We start from the raw sequence: 19,120 nt of genomic DNA, 5'->3' as shown, positions 1-19,120 counted from the left end.
CTCACAGTGCGTGGGCGAGCGGCTCGCCCCGTACGTAGCGCGCCACCTCGGCCGCCGCGATCCGGGCCGCCTTCTCCGCGACGGCCCGGCTGGCCCCCGCCACATGCGGGGTCATCAGCAGATGCGGGGTACGGAAGAGCCGCGAGCCGGGCGGGGGCGGCTCCTGCTCGTACGTGTCGAGCGCCGCGGCCCGCAACTGCCCCGAGTCCAGCGCGTCGCACAGCGCGTCGGTGTCCAGCAGCCCGCCCCGGGCCGCGTTCACCAGCACCGCACCGCGCGGCAGCAGCGCCAGCTCGCGGGCGCCGATGAGATGCCGGGACTCCGGGGTGAGCCGGGCGTGCAGGGTGAGGACGCGCGAGCGGGACAGCAGCGCCTCCAGCGAGCCGGCCCGCATGCCGTGGACGTCGCCGCGCACATACGGGTCGTACACCTCGACCTCGGCGCCGAACGCGGAGAGCACCCGCGCCACCCGGCTGCCCACCGCGCCGTAGCCGATCAGCCCGACCGGGGTGTCCTCCAGCTCCAGGCCGCAGTTCTCGTACGTGTAGTGGGAGGCGTCCCAGCGGCCGTCGGCGGAGAGGGAACGGTGCGCGTCGGGGATGCGGCGCAGGGCGGAGAGGATCAGCCCGACGGTGAACTCGGCGGTCGCCGCCGCGTTGCGGCCCGGCGCGAAGCACACCCGCACGTTCCGGGCCCTGGCCGCGGCCGCGTTCACATTGACCGGACCGCCCCGGCAGACCACGACCAGCCGCAGATCGGGCGCGGCGGCCAGCACCCGCTCGGTGAACGGACCCATCTGGGTCACGCACACCTCCACCCCGTCCAGGGCGGCGATCAGCGCGTCCTCGGCGTCGCTCGCCTCGTCGACCTCGGCGACCTTGCCGAAGGGTTCCAGCGGCCAGGGCAGGGTGAGTTCGCCGAGCCGCGGCTCCGTGCCGAGCGGGCCGAGCGCCCGGTGCAGGGCATCGGCGAGCAGGGAGTTGCGGACGAAGTGGTCACCGGCGAGCAGAATCCTCGTCACGGGGCGGACCGAATCGGGGCGGACCGTATCGGGGCGGTTCATCGCAGAGCGTCTCCTGTCTGGGCGTCGAAGACATGGACGTGCTGTGGATCGGCGGTGATACGTACGGTGTCGTCCCGGTCGAGCCGTACCTCCGGACCGGTCACGACGACCAGCGGCTCCGCCACCCCGTCGAGCGACAGCGTGGCGATGCCGGATTCCAGCAGGGGTTCATGGGCGGTGACCCGGGCCCGTGCACCAGTGTCGTCCAGGCGGAGGTCCTCAGGGCGGATGCCGAGCACCACCGCGCGTCCCGCCGCGATCCGGTGCGGCACGGGAACGCGCACGGAGTCCGAGAGGCGCACCCCGCCCGCGCCGTCGGCCGTGCCCGGCAGCAGATTGATGGCCGGTTCCCCGACGAAGTCGGCGACGAACAGATTCGCCGGGCAGTCGTAGATCTCCTCGGGCGTGCCGAGCTGCTGGATCTCGCCGTCCCGCATCACCGCGATCCGGTCGGCGAGCGACAGCGCCTCCTCCTGGTCGTGGGTGACCAGGATCGCGGTGTGGCCGCTGTCGCGCTGGATGCGTTTCAACTCCCGCCGCGTGGTGTCGCGTTGGGCGGCATCGAGATGGGAGAGCGGTTCGTCCAGGAGGAGGACGTCGGGGACCCGGATCAACGCGCGGGCCAGTGCGACCCGCTGCTTCTGGCCGCTGGAGAGCCCGGCCGGGCGGGCGTCCAGCAGCTCGGTGATCCCGATGCGTTCCGCCATGTCGGCGACCCGGCGGCGGATCCCGGCCCGCCCGCAACCGCCCCGGGCGGCGAGCCCGAACCCCAGGTTCTCCGCGACCGTCAGCGGCGGGTAGAGCGCGTAGTTCTCGAACGCCACCCCGATGTTGCGCCGCCGGGCCGGGAGCCCGACCACCGACGAACCGCCGATGAGGATGTCGCCGCCGGTGACCGTCTCCAGGCCCGCGATCATCCGCAGGGTCGTGGACTTTCCGCAACCGGACGGGCCGAGCAGCCCCAGCAGCTCGCCGGAGCGCAGCTCGACATCGAGGGACCGGACGGCCTCGACGGCGGCCCGGCCCCGCCCGGTGTAGGTCTTGCGCAGGGCTCTCAGGGCCAGTTCAGTCATCCGTCACCGCCGCCTCGCGCTCACCCGTCATCGCGCTCACCCGTCATCGCGGTCCTCCGCCCCGGAGTCCCGTCCGGTGGAGCAGACCTCGTAGGGCACCTTGTGCTCGTCCAGCTCGCGCAGCGCCTGCGGGGACGCCCCGTCGTCGACCAGCAGCAGATCGAAGCGGGAGAGCGGAGCGAGCCGGTGCAGGGCGACCCGGCCCAGCTTCGAGTGGTCGAGCAGCAGCACATTGCGGCTCGCCGAGTCGAGCATCGCCCGCTTCACGGAGATGATGTGCTGCTCCTGGTGGTAGGCGAAGCCCCCGGACACGGCGGAGGTGGAGGTGAAACAGATGTCGACCTGGAGCGACTGCACCGCCTCCACGCACGAGACGCCGAGGAACGAGGAGTGCAGCGGGTCGAAGTCCCCGCCCAGGCCCATCAGATGGATGCCGCGCTCCTGGGACAGCAGATTGATCGCCTCCAGGAAGTTGGTGACGACGGTCAGCGGGGTGATGGCACGCAGCCGGCGCGCTATCTCCAGCGTGGACGTCGAGTCGTCGAGCATCACCGCCATGCCCGGCTCTATGAGCTTCAGGGCCCGTTCGGCGACGGCGGCCTTCTCGGCCCGCATCGTCTTCAGCCGGTAGGAGACGTTCGACTCGAACACGCCGGACGGCTGGGCGGTGACGCCGCCGCGGAACTTGCGGACGATGCCCTGCCGTTCCAGCTCGTCCAGATCGCGGTGGATGGTCATCAGACTGACGTCGAAACGCTCCGCCAGTTCGGCGGCGCTCACCTCGCCCTGGGCGAGGACGTACTCGGCTATGGATGCCTGACGCGGGGCGGGACCCCGCTGCGGAACGTTGCTCACGTGCTGATCCTTCGTCCTGGACGTGCCGGCCGGTCGGCCTCGAACAGCAGCAGACTCTCAGGCGCCACGGAGAGCCGGACCGGATGGTCGGGGCCCAGCCCGGCCGCCTCGGCGCGCGGGACGACGAGGGAGAGCCGCTGCCCGCCGATCCGGACGGTGACCTCGGTGGCCCGGCCCAGCAGCTCGGTGACATGGACCGCGCCGGTCAGCTCCAGGACCGGACCCCCGCCACCGGTTCCCGCCGGTCCGCGAAGCCCGATGTCCCTCGGCCGTACGCCCAGTTGGACGGCGGTCCCGGGCGGCGCGGGCACCGCCAGCGGCAGCTCGTACGCCCCGTCCGGCGACCGGAAGTGCCCCTCGCGCGTCACCGTCCCGGGCAGCAGATTGATCATCGGCCGGCCGAAGGACCGGGCGACGAAGGTGTCGTACGGGCGGTGCCACAGCTCCTCGCGGGTGCCGGTCTGCACCATGCGGCCCTCCCTGATCACCCCGATCCGGTCGCCGAGGGCCAGCGCCTCCACCGAGTCATGGGTGACGTACAGCGTGGTGGTGCGCCGCACCGCGCCGATCGCCCGCAGCTCCGCGCGCATCGTCTGCCGCAGCTTGGCGTCCAGGTGCGACAGCGGCTCGTCCAGCAGGAACGCCCTGGCCGGCCGCACCAGCACCCGGCCGAGCGCCACCCGCTGCCGCTGTCCGTTGGAGAGCCGGCCCACCTGGCGGTCCAGCAGGGCCCCGATGCCCAGGAGTTCGGCGATCTCCCCGATCCGCTCGTGTGCCGCGTGCGCGGGGAGGCGGTGGCGCGGCGAGCGGAGCGGGGAAGCGAGATTGTCGTACGCGGTGAGGTGCGGGTAGAGCGCGTACGACTCGAAGCACATGGCCACGCCCCGGTCGTAGGGCTCCACGCCCGCCATGTCCGCCCCGCCCAGCTCGACCGTCCCGGCCTGCGGCTGCTCCAGGCCCGCGATCGTCTTGAGCGTGGTCGTCTTCCCGGCACCGGACGGGCCGAGCAGACAGAAGAACTCGCCCTCCGCCACCTCCAGGTCCAGGCCGTCGAGCGCGATGGTCCTCCCGTACCGCTTGCTGATCCCGCGCAGCGCGAGGGCCGCCGGGCCGCTCATGACTTCACCGCCCCGAACGACAGACCGCGCACCAGATACCGCTGGATGGTGAGCGCCAGCAGCAGCGGCGGGACCACCGAGACCAGGGCCGCCGCGGCCGTCAGGTTGTACTTGGGCCGGTCGCCGCCGAGGAAGGACAGCGCGCCCACCGTCACCGTCTGCGCGTTCGACGAGGTGAGGATCAGCGGGAAGACGAAGTTGTTCCACGCGAAGATGAACGCCAGCAGCGAGACGGCCGCGATCCCCGGCTTCACCAGCGGCAGCGCCACCCTGAAGAACGCCTGCTTGCGGGTGTAGCCGTCCAGCAGCGCCGCCTGCTCCAGCTCGGGGGAGAGATCGGAGAAGTACGACCGCATGATCCAGACGATCAGCGGGAGCGTCACCAGTTGCAGCACCCACACCATGCCGACGTAGGTGTCGAAGAGCCCGAGCTGCTGGTAGAGCACGAACAGCGGGATGATCACGGTGAGTTCGGGCGCGAAGCGGAACGAGAGCAGGGTGAACATCAGGTTCTCCGAGCCGCGGAACCGCCAGCGCGCGGCGGCGTACGCGGCGGGCAGCCCGATCACCAGCGACAGTGCCACGGCGCCCAGCGACACGACGAGGCTGTTCACGAAGAACCGGAGGAACGGCACGCCCTGGTCGTCCCCGGCGCCCAGCACCGTGCGGTACGAGTCGAGGGTCGGGGTGAACGAGAAGTACGTGCTGAACAGCTCGTTCGTCGGCTTCAGCGACAGGATCACCATCCAGGCGACCGGGAACAGTGCGAAGACGAAGTAGGCGATCAGCGCCAGGTCGGCGGCGACGGCGAGCAGTCCGCGCCTCATCGTGGCACCTCCGCCGCCCGGTTCTGGATCCGGCCCAGATAGCGCACCAGCACCATCGTGACCAGGTAGACCACGGCCCACAGCACGATCATGTAGCTGATCCCGAACGAGTAGCGCTGGAAGCGGATCGCCTCCAGATAGGCCCGGATCTGGAGCACCATCGTCGAGTCGCCGGGGCCGCCCTCGGTCAGCGCGTAGATGATGTCGAACACCTTCAGCGAGTCCATGAACCGGAAGATCACGGCGACCAGGACGTACGGCCAGAGCATCGGCAGGGTCAGCCGCCGGAAGGTGAACCACCAGCCCGCCCCGTCGACCGCCGCCGCCTCGAACGGCGAGGCGGGCAGCGAGCGCAGACCGGCCAGCGCGAGGATCGCGACGAACGGGGTGTAGACCCACACGTCCACCGCGATCGACGAGAGCAGCGCGCCCGCCGGCGTGTCCGTCCACTGCACACCGCCGAGGCCGAACGGCTCCAGGAGATGGTTGATGACCCCGACCGAGGGCTGGAGCATCAGCTTCCACATGATCGCGGCGATCACCGGCGCGATCATCAGCGGCAGGATCAGGATCTTCTCCAGCACCCGCCCGACCCGGCTCGACCGGTGCAGCAGCAGCGCCACGGCCACCCCGAGCACCGTCTCGGCCGCCGCCGCGCCGACCGCGTACGCCACCGTCACCCGCGCCGAGTCCCAGAACGCGGGCTGGGTGAGGATCCGCCGGTAGTTCTCGATGCCCACCAGGTCGGGCTGCGGTTTGCTCGCCGCGAAGTCGAACACCGTGTAGTAGAGGCCCAGGCCGAACGGGTAGAGGATGCCGCCCGTCAGCAGCAGCGCGGGCACGATCAGCAGATACGGCCGCAGCGCGCGGCGCCACGCCGGCACCGCCCGTACCACCCGCTCCCCGGTCCCCTCCGTTCCGGCGGCCGCCCCGTGACCGGCCGTCGGAGCGGAGGCCGTGCGTCCCGGCACCGGTCAGCCGACCTTCGACGCCAGATCGCCGGCCAGGCCGTTCAGCACCGAGGAGGCGTTCTTCCCGCCGTAGATCTCCTGGAGCGCGGCGGCCCAGGAGGTCGTCGCGTCGAAGAACTGTTCCTGCGGGGTGAACTGGATCCGCGTCCGGTCGACGACCGTCTCGAAGGTCTCGATGAACCCCGGGACGGCCCGCATCTTGTCCTTGTACGCGGCGTCCTGGCCGACCGACTTGCGTACCGGGTCGATGTGGTTGTGCTCGATCGCGCCCTTGCGCAGGTGCTCCTTGCCGGTCGCCCACTGGAGGAACAGCCAGGCGGCGGACTTCTCGCGGCTCCTGGCGTTCATGCCGAGCGACCAGATCCACATATTGGTGGCGAGCGAGCCGCCGGGGCCCTTCGGCCCGGGATGGAAGGCGATCTTCCCGGAGGCGGGGGAGGCCCCCTTCACCGCCTGGAAGTAGGCGGCGGTGTCCGCGTCGAAGAGCATCCCCGCCTTCTTCGCCCCGAGGTCGCTGGAGCACTGGTACCAGGTGTACGAGGTCCAGGACGGCGGCCCGCCCTTCCTGACCATCTCCGCCCAGTCCCGGGTGAACGCGATCGCCTCCGGGGAGTTCATCGCGGGCTTCACCTTCCCGCCCTCGACGGTGAAGTCCTTCAGGCCGTTGCGGGCGTACATCGTCATGAAGCCGGGGTGGATCGTCGCCCAGCTGCGCGAGCCGCGCACCGCGACCCCGTACATCCCGTCGAAGCCCGCCCCCGGCGCCCGGCGGGTGATCGCCCCGGCGACCTCGCGCAGCTCGTCGAAGGTCTCGGCGGGCTTCAGACCGAGCTTCCTGAACACCTCGGTGTTGTACGCGACGACATTGGTCTCCCAGCCCCACGGCAGCGCGTACTGCCCGCCCCGCCCGAGCGGCGCGCCCGCCTCCAGCGACCACTGGTCGGCCGAGAGGAGATTGGGGAAGAAGTCCTCCTGGTCCCATTCGGCCCCGGTGGCCGAGGAATTGCGCATCCACGGGCCGAGGTCCTCCAGCCAGCCCGGCGGTCCGTACTGCCACACCATGTACGCGCCGAGCATGAACACGTCGTAGGAGGCGCGTCCGCTGGAGAGGTCGACGGTGAGCTTGTCGAAGTAGTTGTCCTCGGGGAAGACGTCGTACTCGACCCTGATCCCGGTCTTCTCGGTGAACGCCTTCAGATCGGCGATCAGCGCGTCGGTGTACGGGTGCTTGTTCAGCAGCGCCCTGACCGTTCTGCCCTTGGCCCGCTTCCAGTCGAAGGGGCCGGTGACGTCGTCGGCCGCGGAGCCGTCGTTCCTCGCCTTGTCGCCGCCGAAGCCCGCGCCGCAGGCGGCGAGCAGCGGGGTGGCGGACGCGGCCGTGGCCGCGCCGATGGCGAGGAACCGCCGCCGGTCGTGGGCGTGCATGTCCATCCGTGACCTCCACGGTCCGGCCGGAGATGGGTGGGGGGCCCGTTCACACGTTGAATCGACTGGTTAACAGAGCTTGGAACAACCGAAGTTGGCCGTCAATCCCTCGCGCAACGGAAATTCTCGGTGCAGAGTGAGAAGTTCACAGAGGGGACCGATATGTGGATGGGCATCGATCTCGGCACGCAGAGCGTCCGGGCGGTGGTGGCAGGAGACCGCGGTGAGATCCTCGGCAGCGGCTCGGCACCGCTCACGGGCAGACGTGACGGCGTACGGCACGAGCAGCGGCCCCTCGACTGGTGGACGGCCCTGTGCGCGGCCAGCCGGCAGGCGCTGCACGACTGCCCCGCCCCGCGCGCCCTCGCCGTCTGCGCCACCTCCGGCACCGTGCTGCTCGGCGACCGGGAGGGCCGGCCGCTGACCCCGGGGGTGATGTACGACGACGGGCGGGCCGTCGCGGAGGCGGCCAGGGCGGGGGCCCCGCCGAGCTGGGCCCTGCCCAAGGCGATGTGGCTGCTGCGGGAGTACGGGGCAGGGGCGGACGGGGCCGTACGGGTGATGCACCAGGCCGATCTGGTCCTGGCGCGGCTCGCCGGGAAGCCGCTGCCCACCGATTCCAGCCATGCCCTGAAGACCGGCTACGACCTGGAGCGGGACGACTGGCCGCGGCGGAGGTTCGGGAAGCTGGGCCTGCCCGACGGGCTGTTTCCGGACGTGGTGCGGCCGGGGACGCGGATCGGCGAGGTGGGGCGGGCGGCGGCCGAGGAGACCGGGATTCCGGCGGGCACCGCCCTCGTGGCGGGGATGACGGACGGGTGCGCGGCGCAGCTCGCCTCCGGTTCGCTCACCGTCGGCTCCTGGAATTCGGTGCTCGGCACGACGCTGGTCCTCAAGGGGGTCACCTCGTCCCCGGTCGAGGACCCGGCCGGGGTCGTCTACAACCACCGGGCGCCGGACGGGAGCTGGCTGCCGGGCGGGGCCTCCGGGGTCGGCGGCGGGGTGCTGACCGCCGCCTTCCCGGCCGTGGACCCGGCCCGCATGGACGCGCTGGCCCGCGACCGCGAACCGGCGCGGGTGGTGGCGTATCCGCTGGTGGCGACGGGGGAGCGGTTCCCCTTCGTGGCGCCGGAGGCCACCGGCTTCCTGCTCGGCGAGCCCGCCTCCGACGCCGAGCACTGGCTGGCCCTGCTGACCGGGGTGGGCCTGGTCGAACGGCTCTGCCTCGACTACCTCGACCTGCTCGGCGCCCAGCAGTACGACCGGCTCACCTTCACCGGCGGCGCGGCCCGCAGCGGCTACTGGAGCCGGCTGCGCGCCGACATCCTGGGCCGGCCCGTGTACATCCCGCAGTACAGCGAGCCGGCCCTCGGCATGGCCGTCCTGGCCGCGTACGGGGCGGGGGAGGCCCAGACCCTGCAAGGGGCCGCGGGCCGGATGGTGCGGCTGCGGCACGTGCTGCGCCCGCACCCGGTGCGCACGGCGTGGTACACCGAGCCCTACCTCACGCTGGTGGACGAACTGGAGCGACGCGGCTGGCTCCCCGGCCCGGTCGCCGCCCACGCCCGCACCCGGGCGCAGCGGCCGTGACCCTGCGCGACCACCCGAACCCGAACGGAGAAGCCATGACCGGGAGCCCGGCCACCCTGCTCCTCGCCCGCCACGGTCAGACCGTCTGGCACGCGGAGAACCGCTACGCCGGGGTCAGCGACATCGCCCTCACCGACGAGGGCCGCCGCCAGGCCCGGCAGCTGGGCGAGTGGGCGGCCCGGAGCGAGGTCGACGCGATCTGGACCTCCACGGTCGGCCGCGCGATCGAGACCGCGCGCCCCGCGTGCGAGGCGCTGGGCATCACCCCCCGGCGCGAACACGAGCTGCGCGAATGCGACTTCGGCGAGGTGGAGGGGCGCACCCTGGCGGAGTTCGCGGCCGAGCAGCCGGAGCGGGCCCGGGAGTACCGCGCCGACCCGGTGGCCCACCCCTTTCCCGGTGCCGAGGACCCCCGGACCGCGGCGGCCCGGGGGACGGCGGCGCTGCGGCGGATCGCGCGCGGGCACCCGGGGCAGCGGGTGCTCGTCGTCGCGCACAACACCCTGCTGCGGCTGGTGCTGTGCGAACTGCTGTCGATCCCGCTGGGCTCCTACCGCCGGGTCTTCCCGCAGCTGCGGAACACGGCGGTGAGCGAGGTGCGGATCGGGGAGCAGGGCGGCGCGCTGCTCTCCCTCAACGTGCCCTGCGTACCGGGCGTCAGCCCTTGACGGCCGCCGCCCGCCGCTGCCGTACGAGACCGATGGCGCCGAGCACCAGGGTCAGGACACCGGTCGCCAGCAGTTGGTCACGGGTGTCCGGCTGGCGCAGCATCAGGAAGAAGATGCCGGCCATCGCCAGGAGCGCCAGCACCGGCAGGACGGGGAAGAACCACATCCGTACGACGAGCAGCTCCGGGGCGTCGCGCTCCAGCCGGACGCGCAGGATCAGCTGGGAGACGGCGATGAAGATCCAGACGACCAGGATCACCGCGCCGATCATGTTGAGCAGCCACGGGAACACGTCGTCCGGACGCCAGTAGCTGAGCAGCACGCACAGGAAGCCGAAGACGGACGAGACCAGGACCGCGGTGCGCGGGACTCCCGAGGAGATCCGGCCGAGCCGCTTCGGGCCCTGGCCGCGGGCGACCAGCGAGCAGGCCATGCGCGAGGCGCCGTAGATGTTGGCGTTCATCGCGGAGAGCAGGGCGACCAGGATGACCACGTTCATGATCTCGGCCGCGCCGCCGATCCCGAGGTGGTCCAGGGCCGCGTAGAACGGGCCGACCGCCACGACCTTCGGGTCGTTCCACGGGACCAGCGTGACGACGACCGCCATCGAGCCGACGTAGAAGAGCGCGATCCGCCACATCGCCGTCCGCACGGCCTTGGCGACACCCTGGACCGGGTTCTCGGACTCGGCCGCGGCGATGGTGACGGTCTCCAGACCGCCGTACGCGAAGACGGAGGCGAGCAGCCCGATCACCAGGCCCTCGGTGCCGTTCGGCATGAAGCCGCCCTCACCGCTGAGGTTGGTGGTGCCGGGGGCGTCCGTGCCGGGCAGCACGCCCAGGATCGCCAGTACGCCGAGCACCAGGAAGAGCGTGATCGCCACGACCTTGAGGGTGGCGAACCAGAACTCGAACTCGCCGAACTTCGTCACCGAGGCCAGGTTGCTGCCCAGGAAGACCACCATGAACAGCGCGACCCAGGCCCACTCCGGGGTACCGGGCAGCCAGCCGGTGACGATCTTCGCGGCGCCGATGCCCTCCAGGCCGACGGCGACACAGAGCAGCACCCAGAAGGCCCAGCCCGCGGTGAACCCCGCCCAGGGCCCGATCGCCCGCTCCGCGTGCACGGAGAAGGAACCGGAGGCCGGGTTCGCGGCCGACATCTCGCCGAGCATGCGCATCACGAGCATGACCAGCAGCCCGGAGACGGCGTACGCGACGATGATCGACGGGCCCGCCGCGGCGATGCCCGCGCCCGAGCCGACGAAGAGCCCGGCGCCGATGACACCGCCGAGGGCGATCATCGACAGATGGCGCTGCTTGAGCCCGTGGGTGAGAGCCGAGTCGGCCCCGGCATCGGAGACGGCGGCCGGGGATCCGGTGGGGGGAGACACGGAATTCCGAGACATGGACAAGCTCTGTTCGGTAGGTGAGACGTGGGGGGAGGTGCGCGGACAGTCTGGGCACGCGCACCGCCGTCGGGGAACCGGTGTCCGCCATACGGGCACGATGCTCACACAAGGTGCACACCCGGACACGGGGGTACGGCCGCCGCGTCCGGGGACGGCCCGCCGCCCTGCCCGACCGCCGGCCGCTCCGAGCCGGAGCCGGTGTGGAATCGGCGTGGAATTGGCGGGACCCTACAGTCCCTCCCGCCGGCCGCTCCTCGCCGGATCCGAGCGGCTCCGCCCCCACCTCAGTGACGAGCATCACGCCGCTGCGTGATTGTGTACGGCCCTTTGTGTGAACCCCACCAAGGCCTCGGGCGTCGCTTTGTGGGCCACTGATGGTGATCGGGCGTTAACACGTGGGCTAACGTCGGGCTCAGTCTGTCCCCCACCTGCCCTCACCCCGCGGAGTCCCGATGAGCACTGCTGCCGCCGCCCCTGCCCGCACCGGAGCGGTCCTCGCCGACCTGCTGCCCGCCGCCAGGAACCGTTACGCCGTCGATACGGCCCTGGTCCTGGGCGGCGCCGCGCTCACCGGCATCGCCGCCCAGATCGCCGTGCCGGTCCCCGGCTCCCCGGTCCCGGTCACCGGCCAGACCTTCGCCGCGCTCCTCGTCGGCACCGCGCTCGGCGCCCGCCGCGGCTTCCTCTCCCTCGCGGTGTACGCGCTGGTGGGCATGGCGGGCATGCCGTGGTTCTCCGAGGGCACCTCCGGAATGGGCTTCCCCTCGTTCGGCTACGTCCTCGGCATGCTGCTCGCCGCCGCCGTGGTCGGCGGCCTCGCCCGCCGCGGCGGCGACCGCTCCGTGCTGCGCACCGCGGGCACGATGGTGCTGGGCTCCGCGATCATCTACGCCGTCGGCGTCCCGTACCTGGCGCTGGCCACCGGCATGTCGGCGAGCGCCGCGATCGCGGCCGGCCTGGTGCCGTTCCTGCTCGGCGACGCGCTGAAGGCGGCGCTGGCCATGGGCGCGCTGCCCGCGGCCTGGAAGCTCATCGGCCGCCGGGGCTGATGCCGTAACTCCCCCCGAAGAGGCTCGCCGGGTCGTGACGCGACACCAGACCGGCGAGCCTCTGTCGTGTCCGCGCGTCGTGGAAGCCCTCGGTCCGGTCCCCGCCGCCGAAGGAGAAGTTCAGCGAGCGCCCCAGGGCGGCCGGGGCGAGCACCTCGGCCACCTCCGCGTACAGGGCCCGTACCGACGCCACGTCCGTACCGTCGAGCGGCGAGAGCAGCCGCACCAGGAAACCGGCCTCGCGGTAGGGCACCGCGTTGTCGACGGCGGGCCGCGCGGCGAGCGCGCCGCCCAGGTGGTTGATCTGGACCACGGTCATCATCGGGGCCTTCGGCCCGGCCAGCTCCAGTACCCGCCCGGCACTGCTCCCGTCCAGTGCGCCCAGCACCACGCTGTCGCCGTAGTAGGCGTGTGGGAACGGCGGGTCGCTGTGAATGGTGTGGCTGTCGGTGTACGGCATCTCCCGCAGCGAATCCGCGAGCGCGGGCCCGATCGCCCGCAGCGGCGCGACCAGCCGCTCGCCCTCGGCCGCACCGCCGGTGTACGCGACCCGCACCGAGACCACGTACCGCCCCCGCAGCGCCTCCGGCAGCTGCGGCAGGTCGGGGTACCGGAGCGCCGCCAGCGAGGACGTCAGCGTGTCGGGCAGGGCCCCGGCCCACTCCAGATAGCGGCCGGCCACCTCGGCGGCGCCCGTCCCGGCCGCCTCCCCGTCGAAGGCGACCGAACCGCCGTACAGCCGCCCGGCCCGGACCAGGCCGATCTCCATGGCGGTCACCACGCCGAGCCGGTGGCCGCCGCCGCGCAGCGCCCAGAAGAGCTCGGGCTCGCTGTCCGGGGAGACCCGGCGCAGCACACCGTCGGCCGTCACCACGTCGAGCGCGTGCACATGGTCGGCCGCGTAGCCGAACTCCCTGGCCAGCACCCCCAGCCCGCCTCCGAGGGTGTAGGAGACCGCGCCGACCGACGGGGACGATCCGTTCAGCGGGGCGAGCCCGTGCGGTGCGGCGGCCTCGATCACCTGCCCCCAGGTGACGCCCGCGCCGATCCGCGCGGTGCGGCGGACCGGGTCGATCGCGACGGAGTCCATCCGGCGGGTGCTGATCAGGACCCCGCCCTCGACGGCCCCGGGCAGCCCGTGGCCGGTGGCGTGGACGCGGACCGGGAGCCCGCGCGCGGCGGCGCCGGCCACGGCGGCGCGTACGTCCTCGGCGTGGGCCGCCTCGACGACGAGGTCGGGCCGGACGGCGAAACCGGTCTGGAAGCCGGCGGGGGCGGTGGTCATGGAAAGGCTCTCCGATCGCTCGCTCGGTGGCGTTGCGGGGGAGAGCCTTTCCGGTAAACCTGACAACGGCCGTCAGGTATTGGCAGGCGTTTCCACGGCCGTGCGGTTCTTGCGGTTCCTGGCCTCGCGGACCAGGGAGATCGCCACCACCAGCGCCGCGACGAGCAGCGAGAGCAGCACCTGCTCGCGTCCGCCGTCGTCGGTCAGCATGTAGACCAGGACGAACGAGATCATCGCGATGGTCGCCCAGGTCAGATACGGGAAGAGCCACATCCGTACGACCAGCTTCTCCGGCGACTCGCGCAGGATCATGCCGCGCATCCGCAGCTGGGTGAAGCAGATGACCAGCCAGACGAACAGGGCGACCGCACCGGAGGAGTTCAGCAGGAACTGGAAGACGGTGTCGGGCCACTGGTAGTTGAAGAACACGGCGACGAAGCCGAAGACCACCGAGGACAGGATGGCGGCCTGCGGCACACCCCGCTTGTTCGTCCGGGCGAAGGCCTTCGGCGCGTCCCCGCGGCCGCCGAGCGAGAAGGCCATCCGCGAGGCGGTGTAGAGGCCGGAGTTCAGGCACGACAGCACGGCGGTCAGGACGATGACGTTCATGACCTGTCCGGCGTGCGGGATGCCGATGGAGTTGAGGGCGGCGACATAGCTGCCCTCCTTCACGATCGAGGCGTCGTTCCACGGCAGCAGGGTGAGCACGACGAAGATCGAGCCCAGGTAGAAGACGGCGATCCGCCAGATCACGCTGTTGGTGGCCTTCTGGACGGCGCGCTGCGGGTTCTCGGACTCACCGGCGGCGAGGGTGACGATCTCACTGCCCATGAAGGAGAAGACGACCATCAGCACACCGGTGAGGATCGCGCCCGGCCCCTCGGGGAAGAACCCGCCGGAGTCGGTGAGATGCGCCAGGCCCGCGCCGGGGTTGTCCGAGCCGGGCAGCACCCCGAAGACGGCGAGCAGTCCGACGACCACGAAGGCACCGATCGCCACGACCTTGATCCCGGCGAACCAGAACTCGAACTCGCCGTACGACCCGACCGAGACCAGGTTCGTCGCGGTCAGCACCACCATCACGATCAGCGCCCACGCCCACTGCGGGACGCCCGGCACCCAGCCCTCCAGGATCTTGGCACCCGCCGTGGCCTCGACGGCGAGCACCACGACCCAGAAGAACCAGTACAGCCAGCCGATCGAGAAACCGGCCCAGCGGCCCAGCGCCTGGTCGGCGTAGGCGGAGAAGGAGCCCGAGCTGGGGCGGGCCGCGGCCATCTCGCCGAGCATCCGCATCACGAAGACGACCATCAGGCCGACCAGGGCGTACGACAGCAGGATGGCCGGTCCCGCGGCGGCGATGCCGGCGCCGGAGCCCACGAAGAGGCCCGCGCCGATCACCCCTCCGATGGCGATCATCGAGAGATGGCGGTTCTTGAGTCCCGCCTGGAGTCCGCCCGGGGAGCCCGGGGAGTCCGGGGAGTGGGGGGTGTCCGGGGTGTCCGGCCCGTTCGACCGGTCCGGCCTGCGGGGCTGGTGGCCCGGCCCTGCCGTAGTCGTCTGCGACGTCATGGATCGAATCCTTACGTTCTCGGATCACGCGCTGCGTGTCCGGCCGCCGCAGTGGGGTGCGGCAGCGAGTGATGCATTGAAGCCCGGCGAACCGGAAAAGCGGAACCCCTTCCTCCGAATCGTTGACCGAATCGTTGCCCGGACGTCTGCCCGGGTGGCCTGGCTCACACCGGGCCCGCGCATCGCGATCACCCGAGGTCCGCCGCGTGCACCGGCCCGATCCGCACGGAAGACCCCGACCCCGATGGCGGCTACCCCGCGTCGCACGTGCCACACTCGGAACATGCGCGTGTACCTCGGCTCGGACCATGCCGGCTATGAACTCAAGAACCACCTCGTCGAATGGCTCACGGCCCAGGGCCACGAGGCTGTCGACTGCGGCCCCCACATCTACGACGCCCAGGACGACTACCCGCCGTTCTGCCTGCGTGCCGCCGAGCGGACGGCCGCGGACCCGGACAGCCTCGGCATCGTGATCGGCGGCTCCGGCAACGGCGAGCAGATCGCCGCCAACAAGGTCAAGGGCGTCCGCGCCGCACTGGCCTGGAGCGAGCAGACCGCCGCGCTGGGCCGCGAGCACAACAACGCCAACGTGGTCGCCATCGGCGGCCGGATGCACTCGGTGGAGGAGTCCACCAAGTTCGTCGAGATCTTCCTCGCCACCCCGTACTCCAACGAGGAGCGTCACACCCGCCGCATCGAGATGCTGACGGCGTACGAGACGACCGGCGAGCTCCCCCCGATCCCGGCCCACCACCCGCAGCAGGGCTGACCGGTCTCCACCTGTGCCGCCGGTGCCCCCGGCGGCACAGCCATGTCCGTCCCCCAGGCCCACCGAGGAGAGCCGCCACCGTGCCCGAGGGCCACACCATCCACCGCCTCGCGGCGGACCACCGGGACAGGTTCGCCGGGCGGCCGGTGCGGGTGAGCAGCCCGCAGGGCAGGTTCTCCGAAGGCGCCGCACTGCTCGACGGCAGGCCCCTCACCGGGGTCGACGCCCACGGCAAGCACCTCTTCCTCGGCTTCGAGGGCGCCGGCTGGGTCCACATCCACCTGGGCCTGTTCGGCAAGCTCGGCTTCGGTACGGTCCCGGCCCCGCCGCCCACCGACACGGTCCGGCTGCGTCTGCTGAACGAGGAGCACCACGCGGATCTGCGCGGCCCGACGGCCTGCGCCCTGATCACCGGCCCGGAGAAGCGCGCGATACACGACCGCCTCGGGCCGGACCCGCTGCGGAGCGACGAGGACGGCGAGCGGGCCTGGCTGCGGATCTCGCGCAGCCGGCTCACCGTCGCGGCCCTGCTGATGGACCAGAAGGTCGTCGCGGGGGTCGGCAACGTCTACCGCGCGGAGGTGCTGTTCCGGCACGGGATCGACCCGTACCGCACCGGCAGGGACCTCACGCGCGCGCAGTGGGACACGATCTGGGCGGACCTGGTGGTGCTGATGCGCGAGGGCGTGCGGAACAACCGGATCGACACGGTCCGCCCCGAGCACCTGCCGGAGGCGATGGGACGCCCGCCGCGGGTCGACGACCACGGCGGCGAGGTGTACGTGTACCGCCGCGCCCGTCAGGCCTGCCACATCTGCGGCGGCGAGATCCGCACCGCCGATCTCGCCGCCCGCAATCTCTTCTGGTGCCCGGGGTGCCAGAAGGCCTAGGGACTCCCTAGAACCCCCGGGGCAGCCACGGGGCCGTGTCCGACAGGAACGCCGACGACGTCTCCGCCAGCGCGCCCGCCCGCAGCTCCCGTACCCGCCCGGCCAGACCCAGCGAGCTCAGCGACTCCCCGCCCAGATAGGCGGAGCCCAACTCCCGTACCGAGAGCGCGAGATCGGCCGGGTCTTCGGTACGCCGGCACGACGCGACGCCCTTCTCGTCGGCGGTGAGCCGCCAACGCCCCGCGTTCCAGGGGCAGAACGCGTCCTCCACCTCGAACACCACGTCCAGCGGACCCCGGTACGTCCGGGCCTCCAGCGCCGCCCCCAGCTCCACCAGACGCACATGGAGCGAATCGCGGACCCGGATGTTGCACCGCCGCACGTCCGACACCAGGTGCAGCACCGCGTCGTCGACCGGCCGGTTGCGGGCCACGATCGTCGTCATCAGGTCGATGTCGAAGACGAACCGCCACAGCGCCGCGTACGCCGTCGGGTCCAGCGCGGCCAGGTCGTTGACCACGACGGTGCCCTTGGGGCCGGCCGGCTCCCACTCCGGCTTGATGTGGTACGTCACATTGCCGACGATCTTCCCGTCCCGCTCCGCCAGCACGCACTGCTGCGCCGAGGAGCCCTGCCGGCTCGCGACCGGGTCGATCATGGGCTTGCGCTCCCAGCCGGGCCCGTGGGCCGGGACGCCGGGGCGGCCGGAGACCAGCTGCTCGTACACGCCCTCGCACGCAGCCATCGCCTCGTCCGGCTTCGCGTGGCGCAACCGCACCTCGTCCGTGCCCGGCGGCACGTCCAGCCGGATCCGGTCCTTCTCGATCGTCAGGGACATCTGCTTCGAGGCGGCGCCGTAGCCGAACCGGCCGTAGATCACCGGTTCCGAAGCCGTCAGTACGGCGAACGGCTCGCCCGTCGCGCGGATGTCGTCCAGCTGCCGCCGCATCATCGAGGTCAGCAGCCCGCGCCTGCGGTGCGTGGAGGCGACGCTCACCATCGTGATCGCGGCGGCGGGCACCAGCGCCCCGCCCGGCACCGCGACCCGGAAGCTGAACGCCCCCGCCGTGCCGACCACGTCGTCGCCGTCCCAGATCCCGAGCGACCGCTCGTGCTCGGTCAGCTGCTCGAACAGCTCGCGCTCCTCGGGAGTCTCCGGGGCCCCGCCGAACGCCAGCTCCAGACACTCGAACCATCGGTTCCATTCGGACGGACGCAGTACGCGAAGCTCAGTAGTCATGGGCCATGCCTACCAGGGGGTGAGGCAGCCGGGCGACCCGATTTCGAACGCATTGTCATGGGGTCCCCCTGCACCTCGGGCGGCCGGGTGGATAAAGTCCCGGCAATGGCCCGTCGCACAGGAGCAGACTCGTACCCGGCCCGATTGCGGAAATCGGCGCACCGGGCACGCATCGCGCTGCGCAAATCCGGTGTCGACTACTTCCGCGGCGACGGCTCGGACTGGATCGCGCTGGTCGGCCTGCTGCTGACCATTCCCGCCATCACCTGCGCCACGCTCTTCTACCCGATGTGGTGCTCACCGGCCGCGCTCGTCCTGCCGATCGTCGCGGGGGGCCTGCTGCTGCGCCCGGCCAGCCTGCTGGGCCTGTACGCGACCGCTGCCACGGCCCTGATCGTGGAGTCGATCGGACTGGGCCCGTACGACGACGGCCCGGCCCGGGTGACCCCCGGAATCGTCCTGGTGGTCGCGGCCTGCGGCTTCTTCGGGCTGGTCCTCGCCCAGTTCCGGGCCAGGGTGGGCGTGCCGTGGCGGCGCGGCGGCACCATGCTCTTCGACCTGCGCGAACGCATCCGGGTGCAGAGCGCCCTGCCCAGGCTGCCGCAGGGCTGGCACCGCGAGATGGCGCTGCGCCCGGCGGGCGGGCAGTCCTTCTCCGGGGACTTCGTCGTCGCCGCCCGCACCAACGGCGGCCGGACTCTGGAGGCCGTGCTCACCGACGTCTCCGGCAAGGGCATGGACGCGGGCTCCCGCGCCCTCCTGCTGTCCGGGGCCTTCGGCGGCCTCCTCGGCTCGCTGCCCCCGCACGGCTTCCTGCCCGCGGCCAACGGCTATCTGCTGCGCCAGGACTGGGACGAGGGGTTCGCCACCTCGATCCATCTGGTCCTGGACCTCGAATCGGGCGACTACGAACTCCTGTCGGCCGGACACCCGCCCGCCCTCCAGCTCCACTCGGGCAGCGGCCAGTGGGAGGAGAAGGTGGCCGAGGGACCGCTGCTGGGGGTCTACGACGGGGCGCAGTTCGACGCCGTGAAGGGCTCGCTGGCCCCCGGCGACGTGCTGATGCTGTTCACGGACGGCCTGGTCGAGGCGTCGGACCGCGACATCGCGGAAGGCATCGACCGGCTGACCGGCGAGGCCGACCGCTATGTCGCCACCGGCTTCGAGGGCGCGGCCTGGCACCTGATCGAGGCGTGCGCCAAGGACGTCAACGACGACCGGGCGCTGCTGCTGTTGTCGCGCACATCCTGAACCATACGCAAACGGCTCGAACCGGGCACGAGTCAACAGCTGTCGCCCCGTCACCGGAAC

The 19,120-nt window shown here is 71.9% G+C and carries 17 protein-coding genes; 6 read left to right on the top strand and 11 right to left on the bottom strand.

Features of this window, described 5'->3' with window-relative positions:
- Position 1 precedes the first annotated feature (1 nt).
- Genes ACWCPY_RS08820 through ACWCPY_RS08790 form a run of 7 tightly spaced genes read right to left on the bottom strand, consistent with a single transcriptional unit; the run spans position 2 to position 7,338 of the window.
- Positions 2-1,063, bottom strand: coding sequence for an NAD(P)-dependent oxidoreductase (locus tag ACWCPY_RS08820; protein WP_451263635.1), 1,062 nt, complete (start codon positions 1,061-1,063; stop codon positions 2-4).
- Positions 1,060-2,136: an ABC transporter ATP-binding protein gene (locus tag ACWCPY_RS08815; RefSeq protein WP_451263634.1), complete on the bottom strand. Its 1,077-nt coding sequence runs from the start codon at positions 2,134-2,136 to the stop codon at positions 1,060-1,062. Before ACWCPY_RS08815 ends, ACWCPY_RS08820 begins: the two co-directional genes overlap by 4 nt.
- A gap of 36 nt (positions 2,137-2,172) precedes the next feature.
- A complete protein-coding gene (locus tag ACWCPY_RS08810; protein ID WP_451263633.1) occupies positions 2,173-2,991 on the bottom strand; it encodes a DeoR/GlpR family DNA-binding transcription regulator in 819 nt (272 codons plus the stop codon).
- On the bottom strand, positions 2,988-4,109 hold the full coding sequence (locus tag ACWCPY_RS08805) for an ABC transporter ATP-binding protein (RefSeq protein WP_451263632.1): 1,122 nt from the start codon (positions 4,107-4,109) through the stop codon (positions 2,988-2,990). The genes ACWCPY_RS08810 and ACWCPY_RS08805 overlap by 4 nt, the downstream gene beginning before the upstream one ends.
- Positions 4,106-4,936 (bottom strand): carbohydrate ABC transporter permease, encoded by an 831-nt coding sequence (locus ACWCPY_RS08800; protein WP_451263631.1) that lies wholly within the window; start codon positions 4,934-4,936, stop codon positions 4,106-4,108. The genes ACWCPY_RS08805 and ACWCPY_RS08800 overlap by 4 nt, the downstream gene beginning before the upstream one ends.
- On the bottom strand, positions 4,933-5,907 hold the full coding sequence (locus ACWCPY_RS08795; RefSeq protein ID WP_451263630.1) for a carbohydrate ABC transporter permease: 975 nt from the start codon (positions 5,905-5,907) through the stop codon (positions 4,933-4,935). Before ACWCPY_RS08795 ends, ACWCPY_RS08800 begins: the two co-directional genes overlap by 4 nt.
- A gap of 3 nt (positions 5,908-5,910) precedes the next feature.
- Positions 5,911-7,338 (bottom strand): ABC transporter substrate-binding protein, encoded by a 1,428-nt coding sequence (locus ACWCPY_RS08790; RefSeq protein WP_451263629.1) that lies wholly within the window; start codon positions 7,336-7,338, stop codon positions 5,911-5,913.
- Positions 7,339-7,494: 156 nt separating this feature from the next.
- Between ACWCPY_RS08790 and ACWCPY_RS08785 the strand changes: the two genes are divergently transcribed.
- Both ACWCPY_RS08785 and ACWCPY_RS08780 read left to right on the top strand, forming a co-directional pair.
- Positions 7,495-8,922, top strand: coding sequence for an FGGY-family carbohydrate kinase (locus ACWCPY_RS08785; RefSeq protein ID WP_451263628.1), 1,428 nt, complete (start codon positions 7,495-7,497; stop codon positions 8,920-8,922).
- 35 nt (positions 8,923-8,957) lie between these two features.
- The gene (locus tag ACWCPY_RS08780; protein ID WP_451263627.1) at positions 8,958-9,590 is read left to right on the top strand and encodes a histidine phosphatase family protein; all 633 of its coding nucleotides are present in this window, start codon (positions 8,958-8,960) and stop codon (positions 9,588-9,590) included.
- Here ACWCPY_RS08780 and ACWCPY_RS08775 read toward each other — a convergent pair.
- Entirely contained in the window at positions 9,580-10,998 is a 1,419-nt protein-coding gene (locus ACWCPY_RS08775; RefSeq protein WP_451263625.1) for an amino acid permease, read from the bottom strand. The two genes, ACWCPY_RS08780 and ACWCPY_RS08775, sit on opposite strands and share 11 nt — an antisense overlap.
- A gap of 455 nt (positions 10,999-11,453) precedes the next feature.
- On the opposite strand from ACWCPY_RS08775, the gene ACWCPY_RS08770 reads away from it, so the two are divergent.
- A complete protein-coding gene (locus tag ACWCPY_RS08770) occupies positions 11,454-12,050 on the top strand; it encodes a biotin transporter BioY (RefSeq protein WP_362445302.1) in 597 nt (198 codons plus the stop codon).
- On the opposite strand, the gene ACWCPY_RS08765 is transcribed toward ACWCPY_RS08770, so the two are convergent.
- Both ACWCPY_RS08765 and ACWCPY_RS08760 read right to left on the bottom strand, forming a co-directional pair.
- Positions 12,031-13,335, bottom strand: coding sequence for an FAD-binding oxidoreductase (locus ACWCPY_RS08765; RefSeq protein ID WP_451263624.1), 1,305 nt, complete (start codon positions 13,333-13,335; stop codon positions 12,031-12,033). The two genes, ACWCPY_RS08770 and ACWCPY_RS08765, sit on opposite strands and share 20 nt — an antisense overlap.
- Positions 13,336-13,407: 72 nt before the next feature.
- Positions 13,408-14,907, bottom strand: a complete 1,500-nt coding sequence (locus ACWCPY_RS08760) for an amino acid permease (protein ID WP_451263623.1) — start codon at positions 14,905-14,907, stop codon at positions 13,408-13,410.
- Between the two features lie 283 nt (positions 14,908-15,190).
- Between ACWCPY_RS08760 and ACWCPY_RS08755 the strand changes: the two genes are divergently transcribed.
- Both ACWCPY_RS08755 and ACWCPY_RS08750 read left to right on the top strand, forming a co-directional pair.
- Positions 15,191-15,679 carry a ribose-5-phosphate isomerase gene (locus ACWCPY_RS08755; protein WP_072483643.1) on the top strand — a complete coding sequence of 163 codons (489 nt, stop codon included), beginning with the start codon at positions 15,191-15,193 and terminating at the stop codon, positions 15,677-15,679.
- An 80-nt stretch (positions 15,680-15,759) separates the two neighbouring features.
- Entirely contained in the window at positions 15,760-16,569 is an 810-nt protein-coding gene (locus tag ACWCPY_RS08750) for an Fpg/Nei family DNA glycosylase (RefSeq protein WP_451263622.1), read from the top strand.
- A gap of 7 nt (positions 16,570-16,576) precedes the next feature.
- Here the strand turns inward: ACWCPY_RS08750 and ACWCPY_RS08745 are convergent, their stop codons facing one another.
- Positions 16,577-17,809, bottom strand: coding sequence for a GNAT family N-acetyltransferase (locus ACWCPY_RS08745; protein ID WP_451263620.1), 1,233 nt, complete (start codon positions 17,807-17,809; stop codon positions 16,577-16,579).
- A gap of 105 nt (positions 17,810-17,914) precedes the next feature.
- Here ACWCPY_RS08745 and ACWCPY_RS08740 point away from each other — a divergent pair, with 105 nt between their 5' ends.
- Entirely contained in the window at positions 17,915-19,060 is a 1,146-nt protein-coding gene (locus ACWCPY_RS08740; protein WP_451263619.1) for a PP2C family protein-serine/threonine phosphatase, read from the top strand.
- Positions 19,061-19,120: the final 60 nt, after the last annotated feature.

It is taken from the genome of Streptomyces sp. NPDC002403 (assembly GCF_053593015.1).
This window is presented reverse-complemented; position numbering and strand designations above follow the sequence as displayed.

Bases quoted from the DNA above. Each gene is read 5' to 3' on its own strand.
- ACWCPY_RS08805 (WP_451263632.1), bottom strand. From the start codon at position 4,109: ATGAGCGGCCCGGCGGCCCTCGCGCTGCGCGGGATCAGCAAGCGGTAC.
- ACWCPY_RS08755 (WP_072483643.1), top strand. From the start codon at position 15,191: ATGCGCGTGTACCTCGGCTCGGACCATGCCGGCTATGAACTCAAGAAC.
- ACWCPY_RS08740 (WP_451263619.1), top strand. From the start codon at position 17,915: ATGGCCCGTCGCACAGGAGCAGACTCGTACCCGGCCCGATTGCGGAAA.
- ACWCPY_RS08815 (WP_451263634.1), bottom strand. From the start codon at position 2,136: ATGACTGAACTGGCCCTGAGAGCCCTGCGCAAGACCTACACCGGGCGG.
- ACWCPY_RS08785 (WP_451263628.1), top strand. From the start codon at position 7,495: ATGTGGATGGGCATCGATCTCGGCACGCAGAGCGTCCGGGCGGTGGTG.
- ACWCPY_RS08775 (WP_451263625.1), bottom strand. From the start codon at position 10,998: ATGTCTCGGAATTCCGTGTCTCCCCCCACCGGATCCCCGGCCGCCGTC.
- ACWCPY_RS08800 (WP_451263631.1), bottom strand. From the start codon at position 4,936: ATGAGGCGCGGACTGCTCGCCGTCGCCGCCGACCTGGCGCTGATCGCC.
- ACWCPY_RS08780 (WP_451263627.1), top strand. From the start codon at position 8,958: ATGACCGGGAGCCCGGCCACCCTGCTCCTCGCCCGCCACGGTCAGACC.
- ACWCPY_RS08770 (WP_362445302.1), top strand. From the start codon at position 11,454: ATGAGCACTGCTGCCGCCGCCCCTGCCCGCACCGGAGCGGTCCTCGCC.
- ACWCPY_RS08820 (WP_451263635.1), bottom strand. From the start codon at position 1,063: ATGAACCGCCCCGATACGGTCCGCCCCGATTCGGTCCGCCCCGTGACG.
- ACWCPY_RS08790 (WP_451263629.1), bottom strand. From the start codon at position 7,338: ATGGACATGCACGCCCACGACCGGCGGCGGTTCCTCGCCATCGGCGCG.
- ACWCPY_RS08760 (WP_451263623.1), bottom strand. From the start codon at position 14,907: ATGACGTCGCAGACGACTACGGCAGGGCCGGGCCACCAGCCCCGCAGG.
- ACWCPY_RS08745 (WP_451263620.1), bottom strand. From the start codon at position 17,809: ATGACTACTGAGCTTCGCGTACTGCGTCCGTCCGAATGGAACCGATGG.
- ACWCPY_RS08765 (WP_451263624.1), bottom strand. From the start codon at position 13,335: ATGACCACCGCCCCCGCCGGCTTCCAGACCGGTTTCGCCGTCCGGCCC.